Annotated in this window: 12 protein-coding genes; 3 read left to right on the top strand and 9 right to left on the bottom strand. The window is 58.1% G+C overall.

The genetic code is table 11. From position 1 onward, the window contains the following. Nucleotides 1-61: 61 nt before the first annotated feature. The 3 genes from ACWPM9_RS22340 to ACWPM9_RS22330 form a co-directional block, all read right to left on the bottom strand. The gene (locus tag ACWPM9_RS22340; RefSeq protein ID WP_484758048.1) at nt 62-895 is read right to left on the bottom strand and encodes a heme ABC transporter ATP-binding protein; all 834 of its coding nucleotides are present in this window, start codon (nt 893-895) and stop codon (nt 62-64) included. Further along, nucleotides 889-2,985, bottom strand: coding sequence for a TonB-dependent siderophore receptor (locus ACWPM9_RS22335; RefSeq protein WP_484758047.1), 2,097 nt, complete (start codon nt 2,983-2,985; stop codon nt 889-891). Before ACWPM9_RS22335 ends, ACWPM9_RS22340 begins: the two co-directional genes overlap by 7 nt. Before the next feature lie 225 nt (nt 2,986-3,210). Further along, nucleotides 3,211-3,591, bottom strand: coding sequence for a hypothetical protein (locus tag ACWPM9_RS22330; protein WP_428189064.1), 381 nt, complete (start codon nt 3,589-3,591; stop codon nt 3,211-3,213). Nucleotides 3,592-3,732: 141 nt separating this feature from the next. Here ACWPM9_RS22330 and ACWPM9_RS22325 point away from each other — a divergent pair, with 141 nt between their 5' ends. Continuing rightward, entirely contained in the window at nt 3,733-3,894 is a 162-nt protein-coding gene (locus ACWPM9_RS22325) for a hypothetical protein (protein WP_484758046.1), read from the top strand. 165 nt (nt 3,895-4,059) lie between these two features. Beyond that, on the top strand, nt 4,060-5,277 hold the full coding sequence (locus tag ACWPM9_RS22320) for a TIGR03862 family flavoprotein (protein ID WP_484758045.1): 1,218 nt from the start codon (nt 4,060-4,062) through the stop codon (nt 5,275-5,277). Nucleotides 5,278-5,335: 58 nt separating this feature from the next. Here the strand turns inward: ACWPM9_RS22320 and ACWPM9_RS22315 are convergent, their stop codons facing one another. From ACWPM9_RS22315 to ACWPM9_RS22290, 6 genes are all read right to left on the bottom strand, one after another. Next, a complete protein-coding gene (locus ACWPM9_RS22315) occupies nt 5,336-6,961 on the bottom strand; it encodes a TRAP transporter large permease (protein ID WP_484758044.1) in 1,626 nt (541 codons plus the stop codon). Nucleotides 6,962-6,966: 5 nt separating this feature from the next. Continuing rightward, nucleotides 6,967-7,647 carry a TRAP transporter small permease gene (locus ACWPM9_RS22310; protein ID WP_428189068.1) on the bottom strand — a complete coding sequence of 227 codons (681 nt, stop codon included), beginning with the start codon at nt 7,645-7,647 and terminating at the stop codon, nt 6,967-6,969. 90 nt (nt 7,648-7,737) lie between these two features. After that, on the bottom strand, nt 7,738-8,745 hold the full coding sequence (locus ACWPM9_RS22305; protein ID WP_484758043.1) for a DctP family TRAP transporter solute-binding subunit: 1,008 nt from the start codon (nt 8,743-8,745) through the stop codon (nt 7,738-7,740). Between the two features lie 330 nt (nt 8,746-9,075). Next, nucleotides 9,076-10,446: a sigma-54-dependent transcriptional regulator gene (locus ACWPM9_RS22300; RefSeq protein ID WP_484758042.1), complete on the bottom strand. Its 1,371-nt coding sequence runs from the start codon at nt 10,444-10,446 to the stop codon at nt 9,076-9,078. A gap of 23 nt (nt 10,447-10,469) precedes the next feature. Further along, a complete protein-coding gene (locus ACWPM9_RS22295) occupies nt 10,470-12,215 on the bottom strand; it encodes a sensor histidine kinase (protein ID WP_484758041.1) in 1,746 nt (581 codons plus the stop codon). Nucleotides 12,216-12,247: 32 nt separating this feature from the next. Then, on the bottom strand, nt 12,248-13,159 hold the full coding sequence (locus ACWPM9_RS22290; RefSeq protein WP_428189072.1) for a LysR family transcriptional regulator: 912 nt from the start codon (nt 13,157-13,159) through the stop codon (nt 12,248-12,250). Between the two features lie 200 nt (nt 13,160-13,359). Between ACWPM9_RS22290 and ACWPM9_RS22285 the strand changes: the two genes are divergently transcribed. Then, complete coding sequence (locus ACWPM9_RS22285; protein WP_484758040.1) at nt 13,360-14,643, top strand: NAD(P)/FAD-dependent oxidoreductase; 1,284 nt, start codon at nt 13,360-13,362, stop codon at nt 14,641-14,643. The last annotated feature ends 12 nt before the right edge of the window (nt 14,644-14,655 follow it).

The raw sequence follows: 14,655 nt of genomic DNA, 5'->3' as shown, positions 1-14,655 counted from the left end.
ACGGCGTCGAACGCAATATTCAGACAGAGCCAACACAAAATCGTAGATAGAAGACGTCTGATCACGCGATATATCCAACAGGTCGTCCATCTGCGGGATGCGTAAACACCTCGATGGGAATGTCGTATACTTTCGTCAGCGTCGCCGCAGACATGACCTGCTGTGGCGTATCGATGGCGGCAAGCTGGCCGTCGCGCAAAGCCATCAGGCGGTCGCAGAAACGGGCTGCGATATTGAGGTCGTGAACGATCAAAACGACGCCGATGCCGTGCTGATGGGCGATCCGCCTCAAGAGTTCCAATGTCCTGGCCTGATGTGCCATGTCCAGTGCCGATGTCGGTTCATCGAGCAGCAGAAAACGTCGGGCCTGCGCCAGCACCATGGCAATCCAGACGCGCTGCTTTTCCCCGCCGGAAAGAGTTGAGACCAGCCGGTCGGCATGACGCATGGAATCGGTTTCTTCCAGTGCGAGCGTGACCGCCTGACGATCGTCAGGCGACATGCGTCGCAACGGGCCGTGCCAGGGATAACGCCCCAGCGCGACCAGTTCACGCACCGAATGGTTGTCGCTTGCGGGCAGGGTTTGCGGCAGATAGGCCACTTCGCGGGCAAAACCCCGGCCACGCCAGTGGCTCAGTGGTTTTCCCAGAAAGTCTACACGACCTTGATCCGGTCGGATTTCGCCGGCGAGCATTTTCATCAACGTGCTTTTGCCGGCTCCGTTTGGCCCGATAATGCCAAGAACCTGGCCCGGCTCAACGCCGAAGCTGATATCCCTGAGGATCGTCCGGCCGTCGCGGACATAGTGCAGGCCATCGACGGCAAAACCCAGGGTGCCGGGGGATACCCCCTTGCCCTGGGCTGCCGTCTTCGCAAATGAAGCCAGTGTTACCATTTGAATGTCAGCTTCGCCTGTAGCGACCGCCGTTCTCCGTAGTAGCAAGCCTTATCACCGGCACAGGCAGCGACGTAGTGCTTGTCGAACAGGTTGCTCACATTAAGGGAAATATCCGCGTTCTTGTAGGTGTAACCGATACCGGCATCGGCAACCACATAGCTTGGCACGACAAGCGTATTGGCTCCATTTGCATAGGACCTGCCGACATAGCGGGCGCCCGCGCCTATGCGCAATCCTTCCAGCTTGTCAGTGAAACTATGGCTGACCCAAAGCGAGGCCATGCGCTCGGGCACGCCGATCGGCGTCATGCCCTGGTCGTCATTTTCAGATCGAGTAATCTCCAAGTCGTAATTGGTGAAAGAAGCCAAGATGTCCCAGCCGTCAACGACACTTACCGTGCCCTGCAACTCAATGCCGCGAGATTCGACTTCACCCGTCTGGATCTTGTAGGCCGTGTTGTTTGGATCAGTTGTCAGCACGTTTTGGCGCGTCAGGTCGAACCAGGCAGCGGTCAGGCGGAAGCGCCCTTCCGGATCCTGATATTTGGCACCAATTTCATATTGCTTGCCGGTCTCCGGGTCGAATGCATTGCGGTTGACATCTGTCCCGGTGAGCGGATTGAAGGATGTCGAATAGCTCACATAGGGACGGAAACCTGAAAACAGCTCATAGCTGGCCCCGATGCGCCCCGTCAGCGCGGAGTCGTGGTTGGAAGACTCCGTGTTCGCAATTCGATCTTCCGTCTCTTGGTAAACCCAGTCCTGACGCAGGCCGGCTGTCAGGTCGAGCTTGTCGGTCACGTCGACCTGGTCCTGAATATAAAGTCCCAGCCTGTGGGTTCTGGTGCGAGCATTTGTCGTGTAATCCGGTGTGGTGACACTGATGCCGTAAACCGGGTTGGTCAGGTCCAGAGCATAATAATTGCCGCTTGGATCGTTTCCGAAGCCATATTTGTTATCGAAATCCTCGTAGCTATAGTCGAGACCCGCCAGAACATGGTGATGCATCGTCCCGGTGTTGAAGTTGCCTTCGAGATGGTTGTCCGTCTGGAAGGTCCCCACAGTCTGATCGGCGACCAGAGCCTGACGAAGCAACAGCGTGTCCGGATAGGTGGAAAAATAGCTGCTGGCGAGACCCACGCCATAGAGCGTTTCGTAATCGGTAGAGACACGGGAATAGCGCGTGTTCTGTGAAAATTTCAGACCATTGTCAAATGTGTGCTCGATCTCGTAGCCAAGCATCAGCTGGTCGCGCTCATAGCTGTCGAAATCGGTGTCGCCGGTGAAGAAGTCCGTGGGGATGCGTCCGAAGGAGGCCGAACCGACCGACGCACCATAGGGCAGGAAGCTGGTCGCTGTGCCGGTCTTGTCTTTTTGCACCTTGGCCATGATCGTGATCCGGGTGTCCTCGTCCGGCTTGACGGTCAGCGACGGTGCGATGAAGACGTGGTCGTCGTCGACATTGTCGACCTGTGTCTCGCCGAGCCGGCCAAGGGCCGTCAGTCGACCGAGCAGTGTTCCGTCTTCGTTGAGGACCCGATTGACATCGATTGCAACGCTGCCGCTTTGCGGCACGCCGCCGATAAACGACAGCTCGGTAAAGTCCTCGTCTTCCGGCTTCTTGGACACGAGGTTGATCAACCCGCCCGGGCTGCCGGCACCAAACAGCGATGAGCTTGGCCCCAGCAGTACCTCCTCGCGTTCCAGACCGTATGGATCGACGCGGAAATTGGCGTAAGATTGCGAATGCAGCTGCAGGCCATCCAGATAGAGGCCGTTATCCTGAGCGCTAAAGCCGCGCATGAAGAACCAGTCATAGCGCGTATCGACCCCATAGGCCTCGCTTCTGACGCCCGGCGTATAGCGAAGGGCTGCACCAACACTGTCGGCACCCTGGGCATCCATCTGATCGCGGGTGACCACCGAAACGGACTGCGGCACCCGATCGATGTCGGTCGTCGTCTTCGTCGCGCTGTTGGCGGTCCTGGCGACGAATCCCTTCTTCTCCGCCGCCTTGCCGTTGACGAGAATGGTCTGCAGTACAGTCTCATCGTTGTTGGCTTCCTGAGCAAGCACAGGGCTTGTCATCGCGGTCGTCACCGCCAAGAGAGTGGAAAATGTCCTGAATCGCCAATGAAATGAACTGAAACGCATTATAGAGCCCCGGTATGATACGAATAAAGATAGCGGTGCTATATATTTATAGATGACTAATTGCGTCAAGTTATTATTTTTGTCGCAACATGTCGACGGGAGATGCGCGTTTTTGAACCTGGTCCCGGTCGCGCAGATCAAGAGGGATGGGGCGCCGCATCACGGGAATGGCGGTCGCGATCGGGTGTTCTTTGTCAGCCAGAGTTGCAGGGTTTTCACGACCACCAGTCTCAAGGGATAGCCGTGTTTCAGGGCTCGGTGCAGGGCATGGTCATTTTCGTCAAGGCCGAACTCTGCGGAGAGGGTGGCGATATCGAGATTGCGTTCTCGCATCAGGTATTCTGTTTCCGCAATCGTCTCGCGGGTCAGATAGCGCCCGGTTGCGATTGGAGCGGCGGTTTTTGGATTGCTGCCGACAAGGCCATTGCCATTATCCTGCCCGGACAGAAAGTCGAGAAACTGCTGGCGTTCATCGGAGCTTGCCTTTGTCCAGGCCTGGGTCAGTTTTTCCAAGGGCGACTTCTTCTTTTTCTTGGGCATGTTCGTTTCGGCATCCGCTGTCTTGGCGTGTCGTTTTCTTCGCGTGTCAGGGAGTAGCCATCCCGCAAGCTATAGGCAAGCCGGCGACGATATCGTTTCGCCATTACCGAATGATGCGGGACAGACGAGAGGGACAATGATATGTCGATTGAAAGCGAACAGGGCGTTGCGGACCGCGAATTCGCGCTACTTGCACAGATTGGCGATTTTGACGCCGACCAATTGACCGACCATCTGGTGGAAGCGCTTTACGAAGCGCTGCGTATCCTGAAGGACGAAATTGCAGGCGATACGCTGCACTGAATGCCCATCCCATTGTCTTCAAACAATTCTGGATGCGAAACGGGTCCAGATCTCGCTCGCATTGATCTCGCCGAGCTTCTGTCACGCCTTGAGTGCTGCACTATCGCACGCATGGCGGATAGTTTAAGGCAACGTCCTCGCAACGTGTAAATCGGCGATAGTGAAATGCCAACAGACGAGATTGCAATCGTTGGCGGTGGACCAGCGGGTCTTGCCGCAGCGGAGGTCCTGTCATCGGCAGGTCGCCAAGTGACGGTCTATGACGCCATGCCCAGCGTGGCGCGCAAATTCCTGCTTGCCGGCAAGTCCGGTCTCAACATTACCCATTCCGAAGAATTGCCGCGATTTCTCCAGCGGTTTTCTGCGTGCGAAGAGCATCTGGCGCCCGCGATCCGGAATTTTACACCTGATAATATTCGCCAATGGGCGGCTGACCTCGGGACAGAGACATTCGTCGGCTCATCCGGTCGTGTTTTCCCGAGGGCCATGAAAGCATCGCCCTTGTTGCGCGCCTGGCTCGGTCGGTTGAAGGACCAAGGCGTGGCAATCCGCACGCGCCATCGGTGGACAGGTTTCTGCGAGGGCGGACTGGCTTTTGACACGATGGAAGGTGTCCGTGTGGTTTCAGCCGGCAGCACATTGCTGGCACTTGGTGGTGCCAGTTGGCCGCGTCTGGGTTCGGACGCGTCATGGATCCCCTGGTTGCGCGGCAAGGGCGTTGCAGTGCAGGCTTTTGAGCCTGCCAATTGCGGATTCGATGTCAGCTGGAGCCCGCTCTTCCGGGAGAAGTTTGCCGGTGCGCCGATCAAATCGGTGGAGGCGCGTTCTGATGCAGGCCATTTCCCGGGCGAGTTCGTCGCCACGCAGCACGGTATCGAGGGAAGCCTTGTCTACGCCCATTCCTCTGCGCTGCGCGACAGGCTGAGATCAAAGGGTGAGGCAGCGATGGTGGTGGACCTGACACCCGGGCGCTCCATCGAGCGTCTAAAACATGACCTTGAACGCCAGAGCTCCAAGGCCAGCTTTGCCACGAGACTGAAAAAAGCAGCCGGGCTCGGCGGGGTCAAGGTCGCCTTGCTACGTGAGCTGTTGACGGAGGCGGAGCGCAGCGATCAGTCCATTCTTGCGGCCCGGATCAAGGCGCTTTCCATACCAGTCGACGCGCCGCGTCCGATCGCGGAAGCCATTTCCTCTGCCGGCGGCGTGTGCTGGAGCGCGGTCGATCAGGACTATATGCTGAGAGAGTTACCCGGCGTATTTGTCGCCGGCGAGATGATCGATTGGGAGGCGCCCACAGGTGGATATCTGCTGACAGCATGTCTTGCCAGCGGCCGTGCCGCCGCTCGGGGAATGCTGCGTCGGCTGTCCGCGCAGCGCTCATAAAAAAGGGGCCGCAGATTTGCGGCCCGATTTCGCTTTCATCTCAGCCCTCCAGACGACCCTACCGCGTGACGATCTCCGGGCCCATCATGGCATATGGCAGCCAGGTCGAAATCACCGGCACATAGGTGACAAGGATCAGGAAGGCGAAGAGCACCGCGACAAATGGCATGGCCGCCTTGACCACCTGAACGAGGCTCATGCCGGTGATGCCGGATGTCACGAAGAGGTTCAGGCCGATCGGTGGCGTGATCATGCCGATTTCCATGTTGACCACCATGATGATGCCGAGATGCACCGGATCCACACCCAGTTCCATTGCGATCGGGAACACCACCGGAGCGACGATCAGCAACAGCCCCGACGGCTCCATGAACTGACCGCCGATGAGAAGCAGAACGTTGACGGCGATCAGGAAGGTAAACCAGGTAAAGCCTGCATTCACCATCACTTCGGTGATCACCTGCGGAATGCGTTCCGAGGTGAGAACATGGGCAAAGAGCAGCGCGTTGACGATGATGAACATCAGCATCACTGTTGTTCGCGCGGCATCCACGGTGGCCTTGCGTGTTTCGTCGTTGAAGAAGGCACGGAAGAAGTTCCGCCCCATCAGGCTCAAATTGCGTCCCCAGATCGGCAGGCTGGCGAGAAGATATCCGGGCAAAGCGCCCAGGCCGGCGTTGTCTCCACGCCAAAGGGTATAGGAAATTGCAATTGCGATTGCTGCGATAAGGCCAATCAGTGCCCTGAAGTGGAACGTGACATAAACACTGTCTACGCCGTCCGTCGCAAAGAAGGACAAAATCATCCAGACGAAGAAGAACGACACGGCATAGACGAGGGCTGAGAACCCCACCTTGGCCTTGCGGCTATCGGTTTCGCTGACCCATGGAATGTTCTTCATCGGGCCCATATCGCGGTAAATGAAGAGGGCGATGAAGAAGGAATAGACCGCAGCGACGGAGGCTGCCTCTGTTGGCGTGAAGACACCACCGTAGATGCCGCCCAGAATGATGATGATCAGGAACAGACCCCAGCCAGCCTCCTTGCCGCCATTCAGGAGCTCTCCGAAACCCCTCCAGGGTTCGGCCGGAAGGTTGCGTATGCGGGCAAACACGTAGATCGCGATCATCAGCATGAGCCCGGCGATGATGCCAGGCACCACGCCTGCCAGGAACATGCGCCCGACGGATACGTCCGTGGCGGCCGAATAGACGACCATCACGATGGACGGTGGAATGAGAATGCCGAGCGTTCCTGCATTGGCGATGATGCCGGCTGCAAATTCCTTGGAATAACCCACCTGTCTCATGCCGGCGATGGCGATCGTGCCGATGGCGACTACAGTTGCCGGAGACGACCCGGACAATGCTGCGAACAGCATGCAGGAGAGGACCGAGGCCATAGCGAGACCACCGCGCAAATGGCCAACGGTTGCGATGGCAAAGCGGATCAGTCGCTTTGCAACACCACCGGTCGACATGAAGACAGAGGCCAGCACGAAGAATGGAATTGCCAGCAGCGTGTAATTCTGTGCGGCTGTGAAAAGTTGAAGCGCGATCGACGACATGGAATCGCTGGAAAAGAAGGCGATCGTGACGATCGACGACAGACCAAGTGCGATTGCGACGGGGGCGCCGAGAAAGAGAAGCCCGAACAACAGGCAGAAAAGTACGATCATTTCCATCGCGGTCAGTCCTTCAGCGCATCTTTGTTTTCAGCGACAAGATCTTCAGCCTCATGGCTTGCGATCATCAACTCACGTTCGCCGCGCCAGACCTGAACGAAGGCCTGCAGGGAACGGTAACCCAGAAGCCCAAGACCGATGGGAAGGATCAGATAGGCGATCCAGCGCTGTACGCGTTCCTGGAGCCCGAACATGTCCTGAATGAAAACCGGGTAGCGCAGATCGTCGAGACCGATGCCGGCCTTGAAGAAGCGCGCCCAGTAGAAGATTGCGCCTCCCTTGGTGTCAGCACCGAACCAGGTGAGCCAGTCGGATGACAGCAGGATCAGGGCATAGAAGACACCGGTCAGAGCACCGAACAATGCGGCAATGCGGAAACCGCGTGCCGGCAAGAGCCGGATTGCTGCATCAACTCCAAGGTGAAGGCCCTGTTTGATGCCGTAGCCCATGCCGAAGAGAATGAGCCAGGCAAACAGGATCCGCGTCAGTTCCAAGGCTCCGCCCCAACCGCTGTTGAAGCCGTAGCGGGCAACCACCTGAACGAAGGAGATGATGGTGATCGAGGCAATCAGCACCGCGAGCACGTTTTCCTCGAAGCGGGTTACGGCTTCAGGATGACGTCGCTCGATGAGATATAGCCCGCCGATCATGAAAAGAATTGCGAAATAAGGCCAGTAGGCAGCCATGATGTCCCCCGGCGGTCGCTTACGAACCGCAGAATTCGAAACCGGAAAGCCTCACCCGGACCGACTGGCCGGGTGAGACTGATTGTGGGATCAGGAAGCGTCGTTTGCAGCGACGGCGGCATCGATCAGGTCGTTGCCGATATCGCCTTCAAACTGGGCCCATACAGGCTTCATGGTGTCGACCCATGCCTTGCGCTGCTCAGGTGTCAGCTCGCGAACCACGCCGCCGGCATCGATGATGTTCTGACGGTTCTTGGCTTCGGTATCAGCCACGGACGCGTTGGCTGCTAGCGTTGCTTCCTCGCAAAGCTTGATGAACTGATCGCGGAAATCCGGCTCCAGGCCTTCCAGCCAGTCCGTCGAGGTCACCAGTAGATAGGCGAGAAGCTGATGGTTTGTTTCCGTGATACCATCCTGCACTTCGAAGAACTTCTGGGTGTAGATGTTGGACCAGCTGTTTTCCTGACCGTCGACAACGCCGGTCTGCAGCGCGCCGTAGACTTCCTTGAAGGCGAGCTTCTGGGCCGAACCGCCCATGGCCTCGATCATGGCTTCGGCCACGTCGGAGGTCTGGATACGGAATTTCAGGCCGTCGGCATCGCTCGGCATCAGCAAAGGCTTGTTGGCCGAAAACTGCTTGAGGCCGGACGACCAGTAACCGAGGCCGGTATAGCCATTCGGCTCCATGACCTTGAGGATGCTCTTGCCGTCTTCGCTATTGATGAAGCGATCGACGGAGGCGAGATCCTTGAACAGGAAGGGCAGGTCAAAGAGACGATATTTCAGAGTATAGGCTTCGAACTTGGACAGCGAGGGGGCTGCCAGTTGCACGTCGCCGAGCAGCAGGGCTTCGAGCACCTTGTCGTCGTCGAAGAGTGTCGAGTTCGGGAAGACCTCCATGCAGGCCTTGCCGTTCATTTCCTTGTTGACTCGCTCTGCCAGAAGCGTTGCCGCGTCACCCTTTGGATGTCCGGTTGCCGCGACCACGTGGCTGAACTTGATCACCATTTCGCCGGGATCACATTCGCTCGCCTGTGCGACCGAGCTTGCGGCGGTGATTGTCAAAGCCGAAACGGCTGCCAAAAGAAGTGTTTTCATCTGTATCTGTCCTCCACAGGGGCGATGATGCCCATTCGATGTATCAGGAGACCTTCCGGTCGCCTTCACCCAGCTGTCGGGGAAAATGAAGCGCACATGCGAGATGAGGCCAAAAGGCCCCATTGTTCTGCTGATGTCGCTGATGATCTCCCAACCTCCAAGCTGTATATTAGCTCGCAAGCGGCGTGCCAGTTTCGGGGGAAACGGAAAAAACTTATGGAAACAGACTGTTGGCTTTGAGAGGCGGATTTGATGGCCTTCAGCGGGGGCTGTCAATGTGTCGTTGGCTACACACGAAATTGAGGCGAATGGGTATTTTGGTACCCAACATCAGTCAGTCTGCTCGTCATATTCGATGCCCAGTCGTTTCATCTTGTCGTAGAGACCCTTGCGCGAAATCTGCAGCGCTTCGTAGGTGGGCTTCAATGCCCCATCATTGCGCGTGAGTTCCGCCAGAATAATTGCCTTTTCCATCCGTTGCAGACGGTCGGCCAAGGCGCCATGGATTTCAGAACCGTCGTCGGGACCATCGCCTTCGTTGGGAAAGCCAGTCCACATGCCCAGCACGAACCGATCGGCATAGTTTCGAAGTTCGCGCACGTTTCCTGGCCAATCATGGGCCATCAGCTGCATTTCCAGTGACGGTGGCAGATGCGGTATCTCCCTGCGAAAGCGCGCGCGCGCCTCGCGTGCGAGATGAAAGAAAAGAAGGGGAATGTCTTCCCGCCGCTCCCGCAAGGGCGGGATCGACAAGGTTACGACATTCAATCGGTAGTAGAGATCGGACCTGAAATCGCCACGCTTTCCGGCGTCACCGAGATCTGTCTTGGTCGCGGCCAGAAAGCGGATGTCGAGCGCGATCGGTTTGTTGGACCCCAACCGCTCGACGGTTCTGGTCTCGATGGCCCGCAAGAGTTTGGCCTGAAGATCAAGCGGCATCGATTCGATTTCATCAAGGAAGATCGTCCCGCCATTGGCGTGTTCCAGCTTGCCGATGCGCTGTTTCTGGGCGCCGGTAAAGGCGCCGGCTTCATGGCCGAACAATTCTGCTTCGATGATATCCGCAGGCATGGCGGCACAGTTGATTGCCACGAAATTACCCTTCACCCTGCCGCCGAAATCGTGAAGTGCGCGGGCCACCACCTCTTTTCCGGAACCCGTTTCCCCGGTGATCAGAATGTCGACATCGGTGTCTGCCAGCATGACGATCTGTTCGCGCAGCTTGGTGATCTCGGGTGTCCGTCCGATCAGCCGAAGCGCGAATTCATCGCGACCTTCGAGCTCGGAGCGAAGCGTCCTGTTTTCAAGTACCAGCCGTCGCTTTTCCAGTGCACGCTCGATCACGGTATAGAGGCGTGAGACCTGAAAGGGCTTTTCGATAAAATCATAGGCGCCGGCCCGCATGGCATCGACGGCCATCTGCACGTCACCATGGCCGGTGATCAGGATGACCGGCAGGGTTGGATCGATGGCAAGGGCGGATTTGAGCACTTCCAGTCCGTCGATGCCGGGCATGCGGATATCTGTGACAACGACGGCATAGGCCTCCTGACCCAACCTGCTGAGGACACTCTCGGCCCTTTCATGAACAGAAACCGGCAGACCTTCCAGCTCAAGGCCCTGGGCCAGGGCGTGGCGCAAATCGTCGTCATCGTCGAGGAGGTGCACAATTGGCTGCGCCGAGCCGGAAGAGTTAATCATGGGGCGATCCGTTTCAAGCGCGGTCATGCGGCAACGAGCGTTACGAGAAAGGAGCAACCTTGATCGTCACGGTCGACGAGATCAATAGCGCCACCGAAATCATGGACGATATTGTAGGCAATGGACAAACCGATGCCGATGCCGGAACCGACTTCCTTCGTGGTGAAAAATGGATCGAAAATGGACGGTCTCAATTCTGGCGAGATGCCGGGTCCATTGTCGGTCACAAGTATGGAAATCCTCTCTCCGGCCTGTTCGAGCACAAGCTTTATTCTTCCGCCGCGTGCGCCTTGCAGCACATCGATGGAATTGGTGATGAGGTTGACGAAGACCTGTGAGAGCCGAACGCGACCGCCAATCACAGAGACATCGCGCAATCGGGGATCGAGCTCTATGGCAACGCCGCACTTGCGCGCGCGGGGTGTGACGAGGATCAGGGCCTCATCGAGGACCTGACCCAGGCCGATCGCACCCTTGGTTGTTTCGGGCTTGCGGGAGAAAGACAAGAGTGCGCTTGACAGCTCGGCCATGCGGTCGACCATGGCGCTGATGCGCCCGAGATTTTCGACCGCATGGTCTATGCGTCCCTTGTCCAGCTGGCGTTTGGTATTGTCTGCATAGGTCTTCAGGGCTGCCAGAGGTTGGTTGATCTCATGGCTGAGGGTGGTCGACATCTGCCCGATAACCGCGAGCTTGGCAGCCTGAATGAGATCCATCTGGGTCTTCATGAGCTTTTCTTCGGCGAGCAGGCGCTCCTCCACCTCCCTGGACAGGGAAAGGTTGCTGTCGCTCAACGCCTTGGTGCGGTCTCTTATGATGCGCTCAAGTCGCAATGCGGTGGCCCGATCACGGCGCCTGCGCATCACGGAGAGTTCGCGGCGATGCAGAACGAACGCTGCCATCAGCGCCAGCGACAGGCATGCCAGGAAAGCGATGATAGCGCCGGTATAGGCAGCACTTTCAACCGGGCGGATATCGCCGAGCACATGAAGCTGCCAGCCCAGAAGCGGAAGGTCCCGCACCAAGTCGGTATGAACCAGAGTTGTTTCACGCAATTTCATGAAGCCCGTGCGTTCATCGCGGTCGAGAACGTCTTCCACTTTTTTCAATCGCCAGGCAGTTCGGTTGGTCAGAAAGATAATGCCGCGCTCATCGCTGACGAAGATCGGATCGGTCGAGAGGGACCACGTGGCCTCGATGCTGTCGAACTCGACGTAGATTGCGACGATTCCGACGAAGCGACCGTCGCGGCGAATGCCGGAACTGAAAGCATAGGCACGGTTTCCGGATTCCATCGACACCGCGGCGCGGCCAAGGCGCCCCTGGCGTGCAGTTTCAAGCAGAGTGGCCTTACCGGGCGGCTCTCCGGAAAAGAGTCCTCGCGCGGATGCAAGCACACTGCCATCCGCGCGGATGAAGACAACTTCCTGCGCCCCGGACATGCCGGTGATTTCCTCCGCCTTGGCTGCCGCGCGCGCAGCCGGGCTCTCCAACGTCTCGGATCTATCGAAAAGAAGTCCGATGTCATTCTGGCGCGATAACAGTGGCGGCAGGAGACGGTATTTCTCCAGGACCCCCGACAGGGTTTCGGCCTGAACCCCAAGGGTCTCCAAGGACTTCCGGCGGATTTCGTCGGCGGCCTGGTTCCCGGAAAATTTGGCGGTGGCATAAATGGTCACGGCTGAGATGAAGATCAGCAACAAGGCGAGGGCAAGCCTCGCATGATGGAACCTGCGGTGTGTTCGTGGACCGCTAGACGGATCGCTCATGGGATCCTTTGCTATCCATCGTTCCCTCACTGTCACCCGAGCTGCGCATTTGCATCGGCCTCGATCTCTTTGGTAATCCATTTGCGAAATGCTGCAAGAGGCGGGTAGTCCGCGCGCTCCTTGGGGAAAGCCAGATAATAGCGCTCGTTGCTTTCGATTGCCCGGTCTATGGCGGGCACCAGTTCACCGCGTCGCAACTCGTCCTGAATGAGAAAGACCGGAAGGAGCGCCACGCCGATGCCCGCCTTTGCGGCCTGCGCTGCTGTGGCAAACTGATCGAAGAGCATGCCGTTCACCGTCTCGTGGGACACGTCGCAATGGGTCAGCCATCGCTCCCACGCGTCGGGTCTGGTGGTGAGGTGCAATAGCGGGAACTTCAGCACATCGGCAGGCTCGGTGAGATCATGCGTTGCTTTGAACTCCGGACTGCAGGCAGGCATGGTTGTCTCTTTCATCAGAAAGGTCAGCTCGCCGCCTGGCCACATGGGTTGGCCAAAGTGAATGGCCGCATCGATGGAATCGAGACGAAAATCGAAGGGCGCGATGCGGGTCACCAGGTTGATCGTGATCCCCGGATTGCTCGACAGAAATTTTCCCAGCCGTGGTGCCAGCCAGCGCGCGCCGAATGTCGGAAGAATGGCAAGGTTGAGGGTGCCGCCATGCGGGTTGGCACGCAGCGCAAGCGAAGCGCTGGAAATGCGCCGCAAAGCCTCTCGTACTTCGCGTGCATAGCTCTCGCCTGCGACGGTCAGTCGTATGGTTTGACGCTCCCGCAGGAACAGTTCAACGCCAAGTTGGCTTTCCAGTGCCTTGATCTGGCGACTGACGGCACTCTGGGTGAGATCGAGCTCGCGCGCAGCGGCGGTCACGCTTCCGGCGCGGGCGGCGGCCTCGAAGGCTGACAGCAATGACAGGGAAGGCAGGAAACGCCGTGAAGGCAGCATGTTATACCTCGAGGGAATGAACTCTGGAGAAAATATCGCTGGAGCGCCGGAAAATCCTCCCCTAATTTCAAAAGGCTGAATATTTTTCGAGGGCTATGGGGAATGATCTGCCATCCTCTGTCGGAATGGCTCTTGAAAGTGCAGCCGAGGCAGGATTGCAGCGCTCTCGTCAGCCGACGTCGAACTCTAGGAAGACCGCCATGCTGAATGACGCTCGTTCTCACGGGCTTTGGGAAATGACCGCACCGGTGGCACCCGAATGTGAAGCGTTGCGTCATCAGTTGCGAGCGGACGTCGTCGTGGTCGGTGGCGGCTATACGGGCCTTTCGGCAGCACTTCATCTGGCCGAAGCCGGCAAGTCTGTGGCCGTGCTGGAGGCCAATGAAATTGGCTTTGGCGGTGCCGGACGCAATGTCGGCCTGATCAATGCGGGAATGTGGGTTTTACCCTCCGATATCCCCGGTGTCCTTGGCCCCGTTCACGGCGAGCGTCTTCTCGATCTCCTGGGAAATGCGCCTTACCTGGTGCGTTCGATCGTCGAAAAGCACCAGATCGACTGCGAGCTCGAAACGAACGGGACCCTGCACTGCGCTGTCGGCGAAGACGGATTGGCGGAGATCCGGCAGCGTTGTGCCGAATGGGCAGCACGGGGTGCGGATGTGAGCCTGCTTTCAGCTGAGGAGACCGCAAAGCGCATTGGAACCACGGCCTATGCCGGTTCTCTTCTCGACAGACGCGCTGGCACTTTGCAGCCTCTTGCCTATGTCCGTGGGCTTGCGCAGGCGGCGATTTCCGCTGGCGCCCAGGTGTTTACACGCAGCGCCGCTGTCGGTGTCGAGCGTGCAGGCAACCAATGGATCGTGACGACGGCAGGCGGCAGTGTGACTGCAGACTGGATCATCGTTGCCTCGGAGTTCTATTCCAGCGGTCCCTGGGAATGCGTGCGCAATGAGCAGGTCTCGCTTCCCTATTTCAATTTCGCCACGCGTCCGCTCGATGCGCGGCAGCTGACGCAGATATTGCCGGGGCGCGAAGGGTGCTGGGATACCAAGGAGGTTCTGTCTTCCTTCCGGATGGACCGCGCCGGCCGGCTGGTGTTCGGCAGTGTCGGAGCGCTGCGCAACACCGGTCTTTCTGTCCATCGTGCCTGGGCCAAGCGGTCGCTGAAAAAGTTGTTTCCAGGCCTGGGCGATGTCGAGTTCGAAGCAGAGTGGCATGGCCGCATCGGCATGACGTCTGACGCACTGCCGCGTTTTCATCGCTTTGCGCCGAATGTGATCGGTTTTTCCGGATATAACGGGCGCGGTATCGCACCCGGCACGGTGTTCGGAAAGACCCTGGCGCACCATATCACGGGAGAGATTTCACAAGAGGATCTTCCGCTGCCGGTCTCGGATGTCCGCCCGGCGTCGCTGAGGACGCTGAAGGGCTACTACTACGAAGCCGGTGCTCAAATCGCCCATTTCGCTGGCGCGCGCTTTTGACCGAAACAGTAT

This window comes from Agrobacterium sp. H141 (assembly GCF_057158725.1).
The sequence above is the reverse complement of the archived record's forward strand: the minus strand, read 5'-3'. Positions and strand labels throughout refer to the sequence as shown.